The organism is Pigmentibacter ruber, assembly GCF_009792895.1.
GTDB lineage: Bacteria > Bdellovibrionota_B > Oligoflexia > Silvanigrellales > Silvanigrellaceae > Silvanigrella > Silvanigrella rubra.
The window spans coordinates 313,203-332,247 of the sequence record NZ_WSSC01000003.1 but is presented as its reverse complement, the minus strand read 5'-3'; the positions used below and the strand labels follow the sequence as shown (position 1 = coordinate 332,247).

Sequence of the window (19,045 nt, the reverse complement as noted above, 5' to 3'; positions counted from 1 at the left end):
AAATTTCAGATAAATTATTATTTCCTTTTTCAAAAATTTAAGCTATAATTAAGAAATAACTATTTATATAAAAAGGAATCAACTAATGAACTTGTTAGAAATCGTTAGATCAAGGATTAATACTTTTCTTTGGGAAAAATTTAAAAATAAACATGAAGATGCAGAAAGAATTTACAATGCTTTAAGTCTTGTTTCTAACAAAAAAATTACATTTGACCATTATGCTCTGATAGATATTCCTGGTTCAAATACTGGAATGGATTATCTTTTTCAAGTGTATTCCTGTTTAGGTTATCTACCTCAAGGAAGAGAAAGATTAATAGAAAAGCAGAATAGATTTATGTGGCTTGCAGAAAATACTGCTTTAGGAAAATTAGCATTTGATGCGCCTCCTCAAGTAGTAATTTCTGATTTTGTATTATCTGAATTTCCTGATGAAATTAGAAAAATAGTTTTAAAATATTCAGAACTAACTCCAAAGCTGAATATTGAACTATTTCAAAAATTGTGTGGTAAAACTTTTTTAGGTGATGAAACAGCTGCGCAAGAATTAGTTAAAATAACATGTGACTATCTTAATAAAGATTGGCCTTTATTAACACTAAAGGAATATAATACTGTTAATGAATTTAATGAGCTACTATCTTGGGCATTGGTATTTGGAAGAGTTCCTAATCATTATACCTTTAACATAAGTCTTTTAAATACATTTGATTCTTTACAGAATTTTGTCCAATGGTTTCAGAATAACTTAAGCTTTGAATTAAATACTTTACCTACAATAATAAAAGGCTCAAAAAATGAAATGCTTGAACAATGTTCAACTAAAGGTAAATTGCAAAAGATACAGTTAATTGATGGGGAAGTCATTGTACCAAGTGCTTTTATAGAGTTTACTTGGCGCTATCCTTTAGTACAAAACCCTGAAAAATGGGAGGAATACTTCACAGGTTTTGTCACTGGTAATGCAAATCATGTTATAGAGTCTGTTTATTTATAAGATTATTTCAATAGCATATTTTTAAAGTGATAAAATTATAATTTTTTAAAATTTAATTAATTAATCTACTTAAAATAGTTACTCCACAAAAATTATCTAACTTTTTTGAATCAATTATTGAATAAAAATTCTCGTATAAGTTAACAGGAAATGGTGATGATTTTTTTAGCTTTTTACCTTCATTTATGCAAGAAATTATTTCATTATTTTTCCACCCAATTTCTGCGTAAAATTCAAAAATATTTTTTGGGAAAAATTGAAAAGGTGAATTTTTAAAACTTCTTTTTGAAGAAATTAATGAAAATTTAAAATAGTCTTTTGAATAATAATCTTGTATCCAATAGTTTATATTCTTATGTTTTAATAGATCTTCTGAAAGAAAAAGAACTTCAATTTCCTTTAAATACAAAATGAGTCCTTCTGAAAGAACTAAAACATTATTTGCTTGTGTACAAATTTCTGAGAGAATTTTTTTTCTCTCTTCTCTTAGAGATAAATCTAATTTAATGTATTGCAAAATACATTTAGGTAAAACATTTTTCAGTAAATTACTTTTGTATTCAATGACATTTGAAAAATCAATATCAAACCATTTAATTTTTTCTAAACCATCTAAGCGATAAGCTCTTGTGTCAAGACCTGCGCCTAAATTTATTACTGTATCTATATTTCTCTCTTTTATATATTTACTAATTAAAAAATCAATAGAATTTGTTCTAAGAGGAACTAGCCAATCAAAATGATTTTTATTTTTAATTTTTTTACATATTCTTTCAGCTCGATCATTTATTAAAAGAAAAGATAATAGATCTTTTACAATCGAATTTTTTTTCTTAGCTTCTAGCATACGATAAAAAGCAATTAAATAAGCAGTATCTGAAACATGATTTATTATTTCTTTCTTCATGGTATTTTTTTCTATTTAGTTTAGTTAAAAATTTTTTTATTTGATCTCAATTACCATAAGTAAAAATTATATGCAATCGTTTCTATATCCAAAAAAATTTTTACTTACTGATTTGCCATGATTTAGGGAAATTTTTTAGCATAAACTTATTTTCAATTATTTTTTTTATGATTCTTTTATTTCTATCAGTAATATTGCAAAAAGAAAAACCAACAAGATATTCATTACTTTGATCTTTATGTTTAACCTGTGCTTCTATTGGATCAAGTATTAAATTAAATTCTTGCAAAAGTCTATCTTCTTCAAGAATTAATATATATCTATCTCCTAAAATAAAATTAAATTCTCTGGATATACTAATTAATGCTCCAGTTGTAGAAATATTTTTAAATCGATTATTAGGTGCTACTAAACTCCCATTCCTGTACAAAGATACTATAAAATCAATTTCGTGTCTGACACTTTTTCTTTTTTCTGCTTTTTTAACATGTTTTTCAACAGGCATGAGAAATCCTTTTGTTATAATTTAAAAAATAACTCATCGGAATAGCCATTTTGTTTTTTTATATTTCTAGCAGATTGAATAAAACTAGTAAAACTACTTTTAGTAGAAGGAAAAATTGCTATACATGGATGTAAAGAAGATTCAGAAATAAACCATAAAAATTCGTCAGTAATTTTCCTTTGAAAATCAATTGTAGAAATTTCAATAATATTTTTAAATAAAAGAGGATTTGAAATTTGTTTAGAAAGCCAATTAAAAAACTGTTTTATATATGAAATATAGATATTTATATCAAATAAAAATAATACAGACTGAGCTCTAATTTCATGAATATGTGGAAATATAAAACTCAAATATACTTGCATAAATTCTTCAATTGTTCTAACTTGCATTAATTCTTTAGTAGGTAAATATTTTACAGCATCAATTTTATCTGAATCAAAAATACTTAAGTGTTTTCCTACTAAAAGCCATCTAGCAATTGGAAAATTACCTACTTCACCAAATGGAACTTGCATAAGCAAAGATTCTTTTTCAAAAACAGAAAAATGCCCTTGAATTATACTTTCAGATATTTCTTTAACAAAAAATTTTGGACTTGATTGTATTGTCAGCCCAACACCTGATTGTGAAATTTTACTACTAAAAGAACCTATTCCTAAAAAAGTGTCGGGCAAAAAACCATTAGCAGTTCTATTTAAAAGAAATTTGTGGCATGCGTCTTTAGTTTCAAGTAAATATATTTCTCTCATGAAATTTTGACCCTAAATAAACAGAATTTTTATTTAAGCTTTCCGCACATCTTTAGCAATTGCATCAAGTATGCCATTAACAAAACTAGCTGAATTCCCTGAACCAAACTCCTGCGCAATCGCAGCTGCTTCTGCTATGATAACGCCAACATCTGTGTCATTTCTTTCCAAAAGCTCCAAAATAGCTACACGAAGAATTGCTAGATCAACTTTAGCTATTCTAGAAATTTTCCAGTTTTTTGCGTATGCTTCTATTAAATCATCAATCTTTTTACTATTATCAAAAAGTACTGTCAAAAAATTTCGCAAAAAGTCTTTCTGCCCTTCAATGACTTCTGATTGTCGCATAAATTGTTGTAATGTTTGATTTTGCATTACAAATTGCTGATTAATATCTTGTTGATAAACAAACTGAACTGCAAATCTTCTAATTTGTTTAAAGTCAGCAGGTTTTAAACCTTTGCTATTTTCAATCATAAAAGTACATTTCCTACTAATGAAGATTTTATCATTACCATATCTAAAACAGCATCTGCTACTTCAGATCCTTTATTTCCAAGCTTTCCACCAGCTCTATCAAATGCTTGTTCCATAGTGTCACAAGTTAAAATCCCAAATGCTACAGGGACGGAATGCGATAACTGAACATTCATCAAACCCGAAGAAGTTGAGGAACAAACATAATTATAATGATCGGTAGCGCCTCGAATAACAGCTCCTAAAGCAATGACACCATGAACCTTTTTTTGTTCAATAAGTAGTTGCGCTGCTAATGGAGTTTCAAAGCTTCCAGGAACTTCTATTTCAATAATATTTTCAGCTTTGAGCCCTCTTCTAAGTAATAAACCTTTTGCACCAGAAGCTAATTTTGAAGTAATTATTTCATTAAAACGAGCAACAACAATACCTATTTTAACCTCAGATGGTTTCATTTATTACACTCCCTTATAGATTACACAAAATCCATTGAGTGCTTAGCACAATGAAAACCATTAACAAAGCAAAGATTAATGCCCTAGAAGCATTCTACCTACAATCATTCTTTGAATTTGAGAAGTTCCTTCATAAATTTGAAAAATTTTTGCGTCACGCATTAACATTTCTACAGGATATTCCTTATTATAACCATAACCCCCAAATACCTGAACTGCATCTGTGGTTATTTTCATACATGCATCTGCAGCAAACATTTTTGCAATTGAAGCAAAATATGTATTTTTTCTTCCCTCATCGACTTCACAAGCAGCCTTCCAGACCAGTAATCTAGCAGCTTCAATATCTCTAGCCATTTCAGCAATCATGAAACTAACACCTTGATAATCGCCTATAGATTTCCCAAAAGCTGTCCTTTGTTTAGCGTAATCAATAGCACACTGCATTGCTCTTTGTGACAATCCAACACATTCCGCTGCCACAGCTGGCCTAGTTCTATCAAATGCCCCCATGGCTAATTTAAAGCCATCTCCTTCTTTACCTAGTAAGTAAGATTCTGGAACTTCCACGTTATCAAAAGTAACTCCTCGGGTATCGCTACAACGTTGTCCCATATTGTCTTCTTTTCTACCAATTGTAATACCAGGAGTCTTTGCTGGAACAGCAAAACCTGTCATTCCTTTATGTCCTGCAGAGGGATCAGTTTTTGCAAGAACAAAAAACCAATTTGCATAATTTGCATTTGTTATCCACATTTTTGAACCATTTATAATATATTTATCTTTTACTTTTTTTGCTGTTGTTTTAATTCCAGCGACATCACTTCCCGCTCCTGGTTCAGTCACGCAATAAGAAGCCATAAGACACTCTTCGACCATAGGTGCTAATAAATCTTTCCAAACAGTTTTATTTTCAGATAAAATAACAGGAACTGCTGCAAGATCATTTGCCAATGCCGCGGTACAAAAACCTGCACACCCCATTGCAAGAGCCTCAGAAATTAAGCAGTGTTCAAAAGTACCTAAACCTAAACCTCCCACTTCTTCTGGGACAAAAGCATTTAATAATCCCAACTCATGCGCTTTTTTTAATAATTCAATTGGAAATTTAGCCGTTTCATCTAATTCTTTTGCTTTTGGCCATACTTCTTTATTTGAAAAATCTTTAGCCATATCAAATAATTGCTTGTGTGTCTCATTTAGCTCAAACATAGCCATAATCAATCTCCATATAAATTAACAAAAAGTACACATTCTCTTCCTTCAAATTATGTGTAAAATGAAAAAGCTGCAATGGATAAAAAGAAATACAAACAAATTTGGCGTAAACGGCAAGAAATGAATTTTGAAGTTTGCTCAAACTTATTGAATCATATAATTTAAATTCAAAAGGAAACTCAGATTGAAAAATATCTGCTATAAGGAGGATTTGTGTCAGAAAATTCTAAATTTAGTTTTATGAAAAACATATTTAATGGACATATACCTGAAAAATCTTTACATCACTATCCATTTTTTAATACTCATCGAGAAAATGATTATACTTTAATGGCTAGTTCGATCAATGACTGGATGAAACAAAATGTTGATAGCCTAAAGTTTGATCAAGAAAAAAAATTACCGCCTGAAATAATAAAAGGCATGAAAGAAATGGGTTTATTTGGATTAATTATCCCTGAAGCATTTGGTGGTAGCGAATTAACTCAAACGTTATATACAAGGACTCTCGAATTACTAAACAGACATGATTCATCCGTCACTTTAACAGCTGGTGCGCATAGTTCCATTGGTTTAAAAGGGCTTTATCTTTATGGAAATGAAAAACAAAAAGCAAAATATATGCCAAAACTTGCTTCAGGAGAAATGATAGCTTCATTTGCATTAACTGAACCGACAGCGGGATCAGACGCGGCAGGGATAAAAACAAGAGCTGTTCGTAATGGAGATCATTATATTATAAATGGCTCTAAATTATGGATAACAAATGGAGGCTTTGCTGATTTCTTTACTGTATTTGCAAAAGAAGAAATTAATGGTGAAGATAAAATAACTGCATTTATAGTAACAAGAGATATGGGTGGAGTTTCTCACGGCTCCGAAGAATTAAAGCTTGGTATAAAAGCCTCTTCAACAGTTGAAGTATTTTTTAAAGATGTAAAAGTACCCGCTGAAAATATATTAGGAAAACCTGGAGATGGTTTTAAAATTGCAATGGGAATATTAAATCAGGGGAGAATGGGATTAGCTGGTGGTGCGCTAGGAGCCATGAAATCCTTAATGGATGAATGTATTACTTATACAAAAAATAGAAAAGCATTTGGACATTCCATTTCTGACTTTGGTCTTATTCAACAAATGCTAACTGAAATGACTATGCATATATATGCTTCAGAAGCTACGACCTATTTTGCAACAAGCTTGGTTGATGCTGGAGATACTGATTACAGTATTGAAGCCGCTATTTGTAAAGTCTTTGTTACAGAAGTCGGCTGGAAAACTATCAATACTGCTATGCAAATACATGGTGGTAATGGATATATGGTTGAATATGGCATTGAAAGAAAATTACGCGATGGAAGAATTGGACTTATCTTTGAAGGAACTAATGAAATTTTAAGATTATTTATTGCAATGACTGGATTAAAAGAAACTGCAAATCAATACCAAAGATTAGGAAAAGAATTACAGTCGCTTCAAAGTCCAAAAAATCTGGATTTTTTAAACTCTGCAATTGAAAAAATAGGATTTATCTCCGAATTTGCATTCAGCGAAGTCAAAAAAAGTGTGATGGCTGAAAAATTAGAAGGGTTTCATCCTGCACTGGAAAAAGAGTGTGAACGATTATCTTCAGCAACACATGCTTTAGCAACTTCAGCTTCAAAACTTATTCGCAATTATGGACACAAACTTATTGATGAACAATTGCAATTAGCGCGTCTTGCAGATATTGCTATAGATACTTATGTAATTTCAGCTGTTTTAAGTCGAATTAATTCTGTATTAGAAAAACATGGTGGTCCAGAAAAAAATGATGTTGAACTTTCTATGGCAAAATTAATTATTCGCGATGCCAAAGCAAGAATAAATCAAAGTGTTTATAATTTAAAAGCTAATCATGATGACAGTATTAGAAATATTGCTAAGCACATTATTCAAAAAGAAAAATACCCTTTTTCTTTAGACAATTTTAAATAATGCAAAAAAATTATTTTATTGGAGAAGAGAGTTTTAAACCTATAATACCAATAACAATTAATAATAAACATAAAATCCTACTAAAATTTACTGGTTCTGAGTAAAAAATAATACCAAATAAAGCAACTCCTACAGCCCCAATACCTGTCCAGATTGCATAAGCTGTACCTACAGGGAGTGATTTTAAAGAAAGGGATAAAAAGAAAAAACTTATAATCATACCAAATACTGTTATAATTATTGGAGATATTTTATTTAAGCCATCAATATTTTTTAATGATAAAGCCCAAACAATTTCAAATACACCCGCAATAAATAGATATATCCAAGCCATAGATTCCTTTAATAATATTTTGAAGTTTAACTGTCTTAATTTAAATTTAATTGAATTAAAAACTAAGAATTTTTTCTTTTCTCAAGAACGTTTTTAACTTTATCTAAAAAGATTTCTCTAGTAAATGGCTTTATAATAAAATCATTCGCTCCATAAGAAAGCATTTTTTGCACGTCAGAAACACCATTATTTGCGCTCATTATTATGACTGACATTTTTGGATTAATTTTTTTTATTTCAACTAATGTTTCTAAACCACTCATCACAGGCATTTCCCAGTCCATAACTATGCACTCAATATCTTTTTCGTCCTCAAAAACTTCCAGAGCAACTTTGCCATTTTCAGCAGTAAAAACTTCATATTTTTCATCATCTAGAAAAAAATCCAAGATGAATGCAAGAACAGATTTAGAATCATCGACAATTAGTAATTTAGATACGTGCATTATGAACTTCCAAGAGATAAATTTAAAATATTATAACTTAAATAATTACCAAAAAATAAACGTCATAAATTTGTCAAAAATTTAATTTCTATTATAATAAATCCATTTAAAATTATAATAGTTTTTCATTACACCTTGAACAAACTCTTTAATACTTGAATCAGGAATATACTCCATAAATATTGGATCATCATTTATTTTAACATTTTCATTTAACCAAATATCTGTAAGTTCTGTTCCTGCTCTATATGCACTAATAGTATTAACAATATTATTTTTATATCGATCCATAAAAAATTTTAAATTACATACTTTTTGAGTAGCAGCTTCATCAGAAATATTTTCGTTTTGAAAAAAACCTTCTTGTCTAAATATCGCATACATTATATCTGGATCTACATGGCATCGTTGATTTGCTTTCAGCATTTGTTCTTTATAAAATTGAGGATAAAATAAAAAATAAAGAAAATTATTTTGTTCACTTAAGGGATCAAGAGATCCTTTTATTTTTGAAATTAATAAAATAGCTTGAAGATAATTTCCTACTGCAAAGTTTAGCCACGTAATATTACTACTAATGAAATTTTTATTTTTTACAATTAAATTATATTCATTCTCCCAAGTTTTTGTAAGCCAATTGATCTCATCTTTTATAATCAATTTTTCTAAAGATTTTTCATTCCTAAAAATCTTTTGAAGACTTTCAATATCATTAATATTATTTTCAATTTTAAATTTAGTAAGTCTTAATATTGCATATTTCAATCCATTTAATACTATTGAATTATCATTTTGATCTTTTATCTGATATTTTATCCATTTATTTTTCTCAATTTCCCAATCATGAAGAAAAGGAGATGTTTCTTTTGTCGAAGCTCTACCTGAAATAGTTCTTAACATTTGACCTGATAAGGCATCATATAATCCTAAAGGATTTTCATTTCCTGACATATAGTAATATTTATTTGCTTCACTTATATTACTTAAAGCAGAATAAGATCTTCCAATCCAATAGTAACAAAAAGACCTAAAAGAAATATCATTTGATTTATTTAATAATTTATTTAACAAATCAATAGATTTAGAAAATTCTCCATGCAGAAAATATGATAAAGCAATTTTTTCATCTAGTTCTATTTGCAATTCACTTCCCAATATTATATTTGGATTACTTTGAAAAGAAACATTAAGGATTTTTGAATTTTTTAAACCTAAAAAAATAGGATCAATAGATAATATCGGTTTTTCTTGTTTTATTAAAGCGAAAATATCGTCCGTTAATATGATATCATTATATCCATTTAAAGAAAAAATAATACCTTCATTTTTTACTAATACTTTCCATCCAGGACTATCACACAATTGAGAACATTGTTTATCTTGAAATAAATTAAAATCAAAGTTTTTAATGATATTATCTTTTTTTGGATATTTAGATTCATTCAATAAGATAGAAATTGTATAAGCTTTATAAGCATACTTATATATTGAAAAAGACAGATTTGGTTTGTATAAAATTTTCTGAGCAATTTCATTTGCGCTATCAAATTTATTTTCAGAAATTTTAATAAAAGCTAAATTTACATCATCAAAATTTTGTATAAATTCAATATCTTTATCTGTTAAATTTGTTTCGAGAGCTTTTTCAAGTTTATTTTTTAGAATTTTAGTAGGATTATTTAAAGAAACAGTTGTACAAGAAACAGATACAACCCCAATAATTCCTATTGCGGTTGATTTAAGTACATCCAACTTAAAAATAAGTTTAGTAAGACTCAATCGAATTAAGCCCTCTGAGCTCCTAGCTTATTGCCAAGAATATCTGCCACCATTTTCTCTACTTCACCAGCAAATGGTTTATGAGTAAAAGCAATTTTTCTACTTGCTTCACAAATGTGAACTTTACCATTTTCATTTTTTAGTGCAATACAAATAACGCTAGAACCCATTTTTTCAATTTTAATTACTAATTGATTATTATCCCAAGACGTTTTCACATAATCTTTTTTTATTTCAGAAGCGATGAGTTTAGTAAGCTCGCTTTTTACTTGTTCTAAGTCCTTTGCTATGACGTAATTTATGCTCATTTAAAATCCTTTTCATAAATTTTTAAATAATGATATCTATCAATATCAATTAAGAAAAAACTCTAACAAAAACTATGTTTAAAAACCAGCTTTTTGTAATTTTTCAAAAAGCTCTCTATTTTCATCATTTATTTCTTCTTGAGTTGGAACTTTCACTGAGATCACAGCATATAAATCTCCACGTTCAGTTGCTGAACCCATAACAGGAAAACCTAATCCTTTTAATCTGACCTTTATTCCATTTTGCATACCAGGTCTGATTTTAATTTGTTTTACTCCTACAGGTGTATGAACATCTAGTATTCCACCTAAGCATAACAAACTAAAAGGAGTCTTTGTTTCAACTTCTATATCGTTATCTAAACGTGTAAAATCAGGATGTGGCATAACCTTTACATTAAGATATAGATCTCCTTTATTTCCATCTGGAGCCGTTCTACCATGACCTCTAACTCTTAATTTTTTACCAGTTTCTATTCCTGCAGGAACTTTAATTCTTGTGGAAATATTTTCACCATTGCTCAATGCAAAGCTGACATATCTTTCTGAACCATTATATGCATCCATGAAGCCTATTTCTAAATCATGTTCAAGATCATAGCGTGAGTAGTCTTCGGGCTCTACTGGGCGATAACTTGTTTTCCGTGCCCCAGTTTTTTGTTGTTGATTGCGCCCAAAGCCACCAAATTTTCCACCTGATCCAAAACCACCGAACCCAGAAAATCCCATTTCTCTAAAAATACTATCAAAATCCATATTTCTAAAAATATCTTCTTGAAATCCAGTGCCTTGTTGTTGCGAAAATCTCGCATCTCCTAATATATCGTATTGCTTCTTTTTTTCTGGATCCGAAAGAACTGCATAAGCTTCAGACATTTCTTTAAATTTATCTTCAGCGGCTTTATTTCCAGGATTTCTATCTGGGTGATATTGCATGGCCATTTTACGATAAGCTTTTTTTATTTCATCTGAGCTAGCATTTTTGCTAACACCAAGAATTTCATAATATTTCATTAGATTCTCCAAATTTTAACGATAACTTTAGAAGCCTCGTTTTATAGAAATCTAATGCTCATTTAATAGATGGCAAGGGTTCTTATGAAGACTTTTTAACTAGCTGTTCTATATGATAAAATTCATGCTCTTTGACAACTTCAAGAAGTTCTTCGTCCTCAAAACCAAAAAATTCAAACCAATTAATTCCAACGAGTTCAGGAGTGGGAGTTACTTTTTCTTCACCTTCATCATTTTCATAATATTCATATGCCTTTTGAACAATACCATCACCAATCATTTCAAAATAGTGATATCCATCCCCATTTATAAATTGCCCATCTCTTGAGTCACCACTCCAGTACTCGCGGCAATACCAAACCTCATCTGATTTTCTTTTCATTCTTGTGGGAAAATTAACTACATTTTCCATAAATAATTATTATCCTTATCAAATTATAGCCTTTCATGAATATTTTCATATGAAATGCTTTGTTTAGGTAGGGACTTTAGCAATTTTTCTATTTGAATCAATCTTTCTACCTTCTTTCTTATTCGGCTTTCTCCTGAAGGAAATAAAATAATATGATAGAAATGTTGTTGTGATAACAATTTTTCACCTGTTTTTCTGACATCAAGAAGTAATGGCAATAAGGCTTTAGCTTGAATATGCATGTGATTTCCGGCTCTAAGTGCTTCTAATATATCACGTGAAATCATTTCAGATAAATTTTCAAAGTTTTTTATACTCATAATTCTTCTTTTAAATACCCAAAATCTTAATTTTTTTCTCTTCATATAGTAGCTTTTTTTTAAAGATAATAAGAAATAGATGATTAGCCCTATTATCAATATTAATGAAATTATAAAAATTAGACTCCGCATAATAATTCCTAAGGATAAATAAACATTTTTTCATCGGAAAAAAATGCCTAAAATTATGTAAGGAAGTCATTTTTTTGAACTATTATTAATCTATATTTTTTAATATTGAATAAAAGGAAATTTTTTATAATCTTGGCCCGACAAAATGTGAGGAATTAGAGTATTCTCTTGCAGATGCTAGGGTATTCTCTTGAAAATCACTTGAACTATTTGCTTCATTACTATTCGTATTTATTAAATTATTTTCATGATTTTTTTCAAAATCAGCAAAATGCTTATCCAAGTCTTCTTGTGAAATAATGTGACTAAGTTGTTTACCTTGAATATCTATATTCTTAGTTTCCATATCGACTGAATCATTCATTAATTGTTTAATTTGTTTAGATTCTTCATCTAACATAATACTTCTTTGAACATCAATTTTTACTTCTTGCCAAGAATCTTGAACATCTTTAGCAACTTTTTTGGCTTGATTTAAGCCTTTTATCATTTTTTTCATATTTTCTGGTAATTTATCATTACCAAACAATAATAAAGCTATTAGCGCAATAAGAAGCAATTCACCACTACTAAAACCAAACACCAAAGCACCCCAGAGTTAAATGTGCCGAAATACTGAACTCTTAAAAGTATCAATTGCTTGAGCTTAAAGCAAGCTAGTAGTTTAAAAGTTAAAATTAATATGAAAGTATATATTATCAGGTATTTAATAAAAATTATCTCCACCCATCAATAACATATTTTTTCTTTAAGTTTTTATCAAATATCGATATTTTTTCTTTTCCATGAATCTTTTTAAGAGTTTTTTCTTTTTTACTTGGCAAAACATGAATTACAAGTTTTAATTTTTTTCTCCCATCAGACAATAATAGTTGTAAATATCCATTACCTTGTTTGATAGGATAAATACATATTTTATTATTTATGATGTTATTTTTTACTTGCAAAATGTTTTTAGATAAATTCTTAATTTCTATTATCCTTTTATTTGATATACACATTTTTTTACCTATCCCTAGTTCAAAATAATTATCAAGATTATCTTTTGAATAAGCAATTAATTTTGTTGAAATTAATATAAAAATTACTAGTAATTTCATTTTAATATTTTACCCAATTGTTACAATCTTCTAAAGATAAATAGTCCACAAAAATATAGTTGCTTGAAAAAATTTTTACTTGTAAAGTTTTATTATAAGCTCTAGAAAATATTTCTAATTTTGAAATTCCTAATTTTTTTTCAGAACGAAAATAAACTCCATTTTCATCATATTTCCTTAAATAGAACTTACCTAAAAAACATTTTTCTGATTCATCAATTAACTCAATTAAATTATAAATTTCACCAACTTTAAGTTGATCTAAAGGCGATAAAAAGCTCCAAATAGAATTTTTTAAATGTAATTCATGTTTATATTTTTTTAAAACATTTTCTCTTGAATATTGAAATTTGTGACTCATTGAATTAGGAATATTTTTAATTTTATAGAAAATAAATATTACTAATAAAAACAAAAGAATAAAAATAAAAAGTTGCAGTAATCTTATCATAATTCTTCCAATCATAAAATGACTTAGAATACATAATTAAATTAATGCATAAAAAAAAGGTCTGCGCAAAAACTCTGCACAAACCTCAAATTTTAATTCATTTAATTTTATTATTTCTTTTTTAAGTAAGTTCTGCTAGGAAGAGGGACTTTCTTCACATTCGTTAAAGCTGGAATTTCGGACTTGCCTAGACTAGCCAATAAATCTCTTCTAGATAAAGGAATACTTTCATCATTATTATTTGTAAAACGGTTCATTCCAGAAAGAGGTATATAGGACTTTCTCTCAATAGATTCTGATTGAAAGACCTCTTCCATTAATTCTTTACCTTTAAGAAAAGACTCATCAACCTTTAGCTTCAAAATTTCTTTTTCAGAAGCAATTTTTGTATTGGCATAAAGGTGACAAAGCTCAGTATGAATTTGTATCCACTCATATATTTTTCGTAAACCCTCAACTTTTTGAAAATCTAAGGTTGTGATAAACGAATTATCATAGATTTTTCCTTGCATTTGCCACCTCCTTTCAATAAAATATATTTCATTAATATCAATATCTTAGCTTGATTTGAGTTATAATAAATAAACTAACCTGATATTATATAGTTAGATAAATCAACAGCAGCAATGGACAACAAGCTAGGACTTACGCATTATATCACAAATTGATTCAAAAATCTTTAAAAAGATAAATTTTTTTTACTATTTAAATGTCTGTTATATCAGACATATTTCTCTTGGCGAGTAAATTTGCATTTTTCTTTGCCTTTATTATGGCATGAATTTGTTTTGCACTCAAACGGGCAAAAAACAACCCTCCAAATGAAATTGACAACAAATTGACCGCTGTTACTAGCAACTGGGCTGAGCTAGCTGTGTTAGGAGATACTGCAAAAATAGAAAAAAGCAAGGCTGTAATAATTTGCATTCCACCCATACCAGCTAATCCCATAGGAACTAACGACGCTAAACAAATCATAGGTAGTACGGCAAAAATAACTTGCAGAGGGAGGTATGCTGAAATTGCTTTTGCACTGAAATATAGAGAATAAACTAAAATTAAAACTGAAAAACTACTAAAAATAATTGGTATACCAAAAGAACCAATTTTTTTACTACCAAGAGCAATTGCATCGAGAAGCGAGTTTATTTCTTCAAAACCTTTTTTAAGAATTTTTTTTACTAATTTAGGTTTGGCAAAAGTAAATAATAATCTTTCAAGTCTAGTAATTATTTTTCTAAAAAATAGAATTCTCGATACAAAAGGAAGAGCAATTAAAGATAAAAACAATAAAATTGAAAAAGTAAAAAATAAAATAAACTCCATATGAACTTTATCTTGCTGGAAAATAATTTCTTTTAATGCATATAAAGAAAAAATGATACCAAAACCTAACATAACAAGAATTCCAATAATTCTATCCATTATTGAAATGGCTAAAAGCTTTGATTTCAATGAAAGATCATTTAAATTTTTTTCAATAATATATGAATTTTGAACTACATCTTTTTCATTTTCAGAAATATTTCCGTTTTTATTCAAAAAATTAAATTTATCAGCTCCAAGCATTAATCCTATGCGAATAACTTCAATAAATGCCATTGAACCTGGTAACCACTGCCCCAAACCATTACTTACAAAGGTAGCTGCTGTTACATTATGAAAATCTGTCTTTATATTGAATATTTTCAAAATACTAAAGTAACGTATTGTCATTACATAACAATTAACAATTTGAAGAAAAGCAATAAATATAAGTAGTTTTTTGTGCTCATAAAATGCGTTTTTTAATGAGTTAAGATCTAATATATTTTTATTATACAAAAAATAAATAGCAAGTACAGAAATAAAAAAAAGGGTGATCATTTTAATTATTGTTTTCATTGATCTTTTCCTCTTCAGTACTTTTCTCACTGTCATTCAAAAGTTCTAATTGTTTCATTTTTCTGTATAAATGACTTCTTTCCATACCCATCGCATCTGCAGTTTTTGAAACATTACCATCAAACTCTTCTAATTTTCTTTGAATATAAATTTTTTCAAATTTAGCTCTTGCTTCTTTATAGTCACTAGAAAGAAACAAATTTTCAAATTCTTCATTTTTCTCATATTTTATATTGTTTATAGGATATGGTAGATGTTGTGCTTCAATAATATCAGCCGATACCATAATAGAAAGTCTTTCCATTATATTTTTTAACTCACGTACATTTCCAGGCCAAGAATAGGATTTTAATACTTGAATAGCTGATGTTGACAATTTTTTATTTTTAATACTATTTTCCACTGAAAACAAAGATAAATAATGTGATGAAATTAACTCAATATCTTCTTTTCTTTGTCTCAAAGGCGGCAATATTATAGGAATAACATTGATACGATAAAATAAGTCTTCACGAAAATTTCCTTTTTTTATTTCTTCTTCTAAATTTTTATTTGTTGCAGCTATAATTCTAGTATCAACAGTTATTGTTTCATCTGAACCAACTCTTTCAATTTTTTGCTCTTGAAGTGCACGAAGGAGTTTACTTTGTGTCTTTAAACTCATGTCACCAATTTCATCTAAAAATAATGTTCCATTATGCGCGAGTTCAAACTTCCCTCTTTTTGCAGTATGCGCGCCAGTGAAAGCACCTTTCTCATGCCCAAATAATTCACTCTCAATTAATTCATCAGGAATAGCTGCACAATTAATTGCAATAAAAGGCTTTGCTGATCTCGCTGATTTTTGATGAATTAATCTTGCTACATTTTCTTTGCCAGTTCCATTTTCACCAGTAATTAAAATCGTTGTGTTACGATTTGCAACCATTTCAACAGTTGATATGATATCTTTCAAAGCTTGTGATGTTCCAAGCAGAGTATATTTTTTTTCAACTCTATTTTTTAAATTTTGATTTTCAAATTTTAAGTCTTTTAAATGCAATATATTTTGGACATTTAATAGAACTTTTTCAAGACTTAATGGCTTTTCAATAAAATCAGTAGCACCAAGACGAGTACATTTTACAGCAGTTTCAATATTGGCGTGACCACTCATCATTATTATATATAAATCTGGATTAATATTTCTTAATTTTTCTAGGGTTTCAGTACCTTCAGAATCAGGGAGCCAAACATCAAGAAAACAGACATCAGGGAGTTCTCTTTTAGCTAGTTTTAGTCCCATTTCAGCGGTATTTGCACTGATAACCTTATATCCTTCATCACTCAAAATACCAGACAAAGTAGAACATATGTCCTTTTCATCATCTATTACGAGTATCTTTCCTGAAATTTGACTAGTATTCAAAATGATTATCCTTATTCAAATTGACTCCCCTGCTTAGGGATTTCAACGGTAAACACTGTACCTTTTGGTAGGTTTTCTTCAACATATATTTTGCCATTATGTTCATCAACTATTTGCTTAGCAATGACAAGACCCAGACCAGTTCCTGTTTTTTTCGTACTGAAGTACGGTTCAAATAGTTTTGATAATACTTCATTAGAAAGTCCCGCTCCATTGTCTTTCACTTGAATTTTGACAAAATTTAGGTGAGGTTGGCTCACAATAGAAACAACTACTGCCGTTTTTTCTTCTGAAGATACAGTTACCGCATTTGAAATTAAATTAACAAACAGTCTGACGATTTGATCGCGATCAAATTTACACTGAATTATTGGCAAGTTAGCAATTCTTTCTTCATTCCTAAGCAAAATATGCTTTGCATCTATGTTTGCTTCAAAGACCATTGGAACATTCTCTAAGTTTCCAACAAACCCTCGCATCGCCATGTAAACAGTATCGACAATATTCCCTTCTTCTAGGTAGGAATGCGGCATTCTTGAAAATTTAATAAATTCATCTACTAGTATCCTAATACTTTCTGAGCTTTGAATAATTATTTTTACTGTTTCTTGAAATATGTCTTTTTCATCTCCTTGAAAGTTTTGTGAAAATCTTTTCTCAATACGTTGAGCTCCCAGCTTAATTGGAGTTAAAGGATTTTTGATTTCATGAGCCACTCTTCGAGCTACGTCTCGCCAAGCAACCATTCTTTGCACTTTAGCAAGTTCAGTAATATCATTGATGAATATAATTTTAAAAATTTTACCTCTAGAAGAAACAAGTCCACTTAACAATATTTGAAGTTGATACTCCGCATCAAATATTTTTCCAGACCATTCAATTTCAATCCGTTTATTAGCTACACTAGATATTTCTTTCAATGAATTTAATAAAGCTTTTTCATAAAAATTAATATTAACTATATCGTAAATTTTCTTCCCTAATACTTCATGTTCTTTAAAGTTAAATAAATTTTCAGCTCTATTATTCCAAGTCTCAATATTTAAATCTTCATCTAATACAATAACTGCTGCATTTATATTTCTTAATAAAATTTCATTATACTCTGACTTTATTAATAGTTCGTCTGCTTTTCTTTTTAACTCAGTTGAAAATATATCTGCTCTTTCTTTTTCAACTTTCAAGTCTGAAACCATTGAACGAAAACTTAAAGCTAATTTACCCATTTCATCATCTGAAACAATATCATCTATCTTTACTGAGTAATTCCCATGTGCAAGACTTTCTGTAGCTTTTGATAATATTTGCATGGGAACAGTAATTTCTCTCGCAATTGTAAAACCTAACCAAGTTGCAGAAAAAATAATTAGTAAAGTAATTACGCCTAACATGACATAATATGATAATTTTAAAACTTTTGCTGCACTATGCGACTCTGGATATTCTGATTTAAGCAATAACCATTGAGGATGCAGCATTTTAGGAGATATAATTCCAAAAATGTAAGTAGAATTTGATTTAATAAGAATCATTCTTTCTTTATCAAACTCAAACCAATTTGCTTTAGCACTAATATCATATTTTTTTTCTTCAATGATATTTTCAATTTTTCCTAAATTTTTCTGCTCATTATTGGATACATGAAGAAATTTTTCTTTTTTTATATCACGAACAAAATCAAATGCTGTAATATTATCTTTTGTCGGATTTTGTGAGGAAAATAATGACAATATTTGATTTTGATATGTTGCTTCACTATTTAATGTTTCTTCTGTAGCTTCAACAAAATTTGACGGTAATAATTTTTCAAAATTAGTATTTACAAATTTTGTTGATACATATAATAAAACAACAGTAGGTAATAATGAGAAAAATAAAAATGCAGTTACCAATTTTGTATTTAGTTTACTTCCGAATGCACCATGTGAATTATCTACAATTAATTTTACACCACTTCTAAAAGTTAAAAATACAAACAGTAAAAGGAGTATAACATTAATATTTACGGCCGAAAAAAATAGAAAAAATGAACTACCAAAAAACTTATTTCCAAAAAAAGCACCATCTTTTACAATATGCGTTTCAATCCATGTTCCTGATATAACAATAAAAACAGCAAAAATAATCCATACTAGCAAAATGTACAGTCTAGAACGAACTTTCATA

General features: G+C 28.7%; 22 protein-coding genes. 2 read left to right on the top strand and 20 right to left on the bottom strand.

The features are described from left to right. Positions 1–85 precede the first annotated feature (85 nt). Positions 86–1,000 (top strand): 2-oxoadipate dioxygenase/decarboxylase family protein, encoded by a 915-nt coding sequence (locus tag GOY08_RS10530; RefSeq protein ID WP_158998867.1) that lies wholly within the window; start codon positions 86–88, stop codon positions 998–1,000. Between the two features lie 52 nt (positions 1,001–1,052). Here the strand turns inward: GOY08_RS10530 and GOY08_RS10525 are convergent, their stop codons facing one another. The 6 genes from GOY08_RS10525 to GOY08_RS10500 form a co-directional block, all read right to left on the bottom strand. After that, positions 1,053–1,907, bottom strand: coding sequence for a class I SAM-dependent methyltransferase (locus GOY08_RS10525; RefSeq protein ID WP_158998866.1), 855 nt, complete (start codon positions 1,905–1,907; stop codon positions 1,053–1,055). A gap of 100 nt (positions 1,908–2,007) precedes the next feature. Beyond that, entirely contained in the window at positions 2,008–2,412 is a 405-nt protein-coding gene (locus GOY08_RS10520) for a PilZ domain-containing protein (protein ID WP_158998865.1), read from the bottom strand. Between the two features lie 14 nt (positions 2,413–2,426). Continuing rightward, a complete protein-coding gene (locus GOY08_RS10515; protein ID WP_158998864.1) occupies positions 2,427–3,164 on the bottom strand; it encodes a hypothetical protein in 738 nt (245 codons plus the stop codon). Positions 3,165–3,197: 33 nt separating this feature from the next. Continuing rightward, positions 3,198–3,641 carry a transcription antitermination factor NusB gene (gene nusB, locus GOY08_RS10510; RefSeq protein WP_158998863.1) on the bottom strand — a complete coding sequence of 148 codons (444 nt, stop codon included), beginning with the start codon at positions 3,639–3,641 and terminating at the stop codon, positions 3,198–3,200. Continuing rightward, a complete protein-coding gene (gene ribH / locus GOY08_RS10505) occupies positions 3,638–4,096 on the bottom strand; it encodes a 6,7-dimethyl-8-ribityllumazine synthase (RefSeq protein ID WP_158998862.1) in 459 nt (152 codons plus the stop codon). The genes nusB and ribH overlap by 4 nt, the downstream gene beginning before the upstream one ends. Before the next feature lie 75 nt (positions 4,097–4,171). Continuing rightward, complete coding sequence (locus GOY08_RS10500) at positions 4,172–5,314, bottom strand: acyl-CoA dehydrogenase family protein (RefSeq protein WP_158998861.1); 1,143 nt, start codon at positions 5,312–5,314, stop codon at positions 4,172–4,174. A 213-nt stretch (positions 5,315–5,527) separates the two neighbouring features. Here GOY08_RS10500 and GOY08_RS10495 point away from each other — a divergent pair, with 213 nt between their 5' ends. Continuing rightward, a complete protein-coding gene (locus tag GOY08_RS10495; protein ID WP_158998860.1) occupies positions 5,528–7,291 on the top strand; it encodes an acyl-CoA dehydrogenase family protein in 1,764 nt (587 codons plus the stop codon). 10 nt (positions 7,292–7,301) lie between these two features. Here GOY08_RS10495 and GOY08_RS10490 read toward each other — a convergent pair whose 3' ends face one another. From GOY08_RS10490 to GOY08_RS10425, 14 genes are all read right to left on the bottom strand, one after another. Continuing rightward, positions 7,302–7,625, bottom strand: coding sequence for a DMT family transporter (locus tag GOY08_RS10490; RefSeq protein WP_158998859.1), 324 nt, complete (start codon positions 7,623–7,625; stop codon positions 7,302–7,304). 62 nt (positions 7,626–7,687) lie between these two features. Beyond that, positions 7,688–8,071 carry a response regulator gene (locus tag GOY08_RS10485; protein WP_158998858.1) on the bottom strand — a complete coding sequence of 128 codons (384 nt, stop codon included), beginning with the start codon at positions 8,069–8,071 and terminating at the stop codon, positions 7,688–7,690. A gap of 81 nt (positions 8,072–8,152) precedes the next feature. Continuing rightward, a complete protein-coding gene (locus GOY08_RS10480; RefSeq protein WP_158998857.1) occupies positions 8,153–9,850 on the bottom strand; it encodes a lysozyme family protein in 1,698 nt (565 codons plus the stop codon). Between the two features lie 5 nt (positions 9,851–9,855). After that, the gene (locus tag GOY08_RS10475) at positions 9,856–10,158 is read right to left on the bottom strand and encodes a hypothetical protein (protein ID WP_158998856.1); all 303 of its coding nucleotides are present in this window, start codon (positions 10,156–10,158) and stop codon (positions 9,856–9,858) included. Positions 10,159–10,236: 78 nt separating this feature from the next. After that, positions 10,237–11,172, bottom strand: coding sequence for a DnaJ C-terminal domain-containing protein (locus tag GOY08_RS15675; protein ID WP_158998855.1), 936 nt, complete (start codon positions 11,170–11,172; stop codon positions 10,237–10,239). 82 nt (positions 11,173–11,254) lie between these two features. Beyond that, positions 11,255–11,584 (bottom strand): hypothetical protein, encoded by a 330-nt coding sequence (locus tag GOY08_RS10465; protein WP_158998854.1) that lies wholly within the window; start codon positions 11,582–11,584, stop codon positions 11,255–11,257. A gap of 23 nt (positions 11,585–11,607) precedes the next feature. Continuing rightward, positions 11,608–11,904 (bottom strand): hypothetical protein, encoded by a 297-nt coding sequence (locus GOY08_RS10460; RefSeq protein WP_158998853.1) that lies wholly within the window; start codon positions 11,902–11,904, stop codon positions 11,608–11,610. 256 nt (positions 11,905–12,160) lie between these two features. Continuing rightward, positions 12,161–12,619, bottom strand: coding sequence for a twin-arginine translocase TatA/TatE family subunit (locus GOY08_RS10455; protein ID WP_202914055.1), 459 nt, complete (start codon positions 12,617–12,619; stop codon positions 12,161–12,163). Positions 12,620–12,752: 133 nt separating this feature from the next. Next, complete coding sequence (locus tag GOY08_RS10450; RefSeq protein WP_158998851.1) at positions 12,753–13,136, bottom strand: hypothetical protein; 384 nt, start codon at positions 13,134–13,136, stop codon at positions 12,753–12,755. 1 nt (position 13,137) lies between these two features. Further along, positions 13,138–13,587 carry a hypothetical protein gene (locus GOY08_RS10445; protein WP_158998850.1) on the bottom strand — a complete coding sequence of 150 codons (450 nt, stop codon included), beginning with the start codon at positions 13,585–13,587 and terminating at the stop codon, positions 13,138–13,140. Between the two features lie 110 nt (positions 13,588–13,697). Next, positions 13,698–14,099 carry a hypothetical protein gene (locus GOY08_RS10440; protein WP_158998849.1) on the bottom strand — a complete coding sequence of 134 codons (402 nt, stop codon included), beginning with the start codon at positions 14,097–14,099 and terminating at the stop codon, positions 13,698–13,700. Between the two features lie 193 nt (positions 14,100–14,292). Next, positions 14,293–15,471 (bottom strand): lysylphosphatidylglycerol synthase transmembrane domain-containing protein, encoded by a 1,179-nt coding sequence (locus GOY08_RS10435; RefSeq protein WP_158998848.1) that lies wholly within the window; start codon positions 15,469–15,471, stop codon positions 14,293–14,295. Beyond that, entirely contained in the window at positions 15,455–16,879 is a 1,425-nt protein-coding gene (locus GOY08_RS10430) for a sigma-54-dependent transcriptional regulator (RefSeq protein ID WP_202914054.1), read from the bottom strand. The genes GOY08_RS10435 and GOY08_RS10430 overlap by 17 nt, the downstream gene beginning before the upstream one ends. An 11-nt stretch (positions 16,880–16,890) precedes the next feature. Next, positions 16,891–19,044 carry a sensor histidine kinase gene (locus tag GOY08_RS10425; RefSeq protein WP_158998847.1) on the bottom strand — a complete coding sequence of 718 codons (2,154 nt, stop codon included), beginning with the start codon at positions 19,042–19,044 and terminating at the stop codon, positions 16,891–16,893. Position 19,045 lies beyond the last annotated feature (1 nt).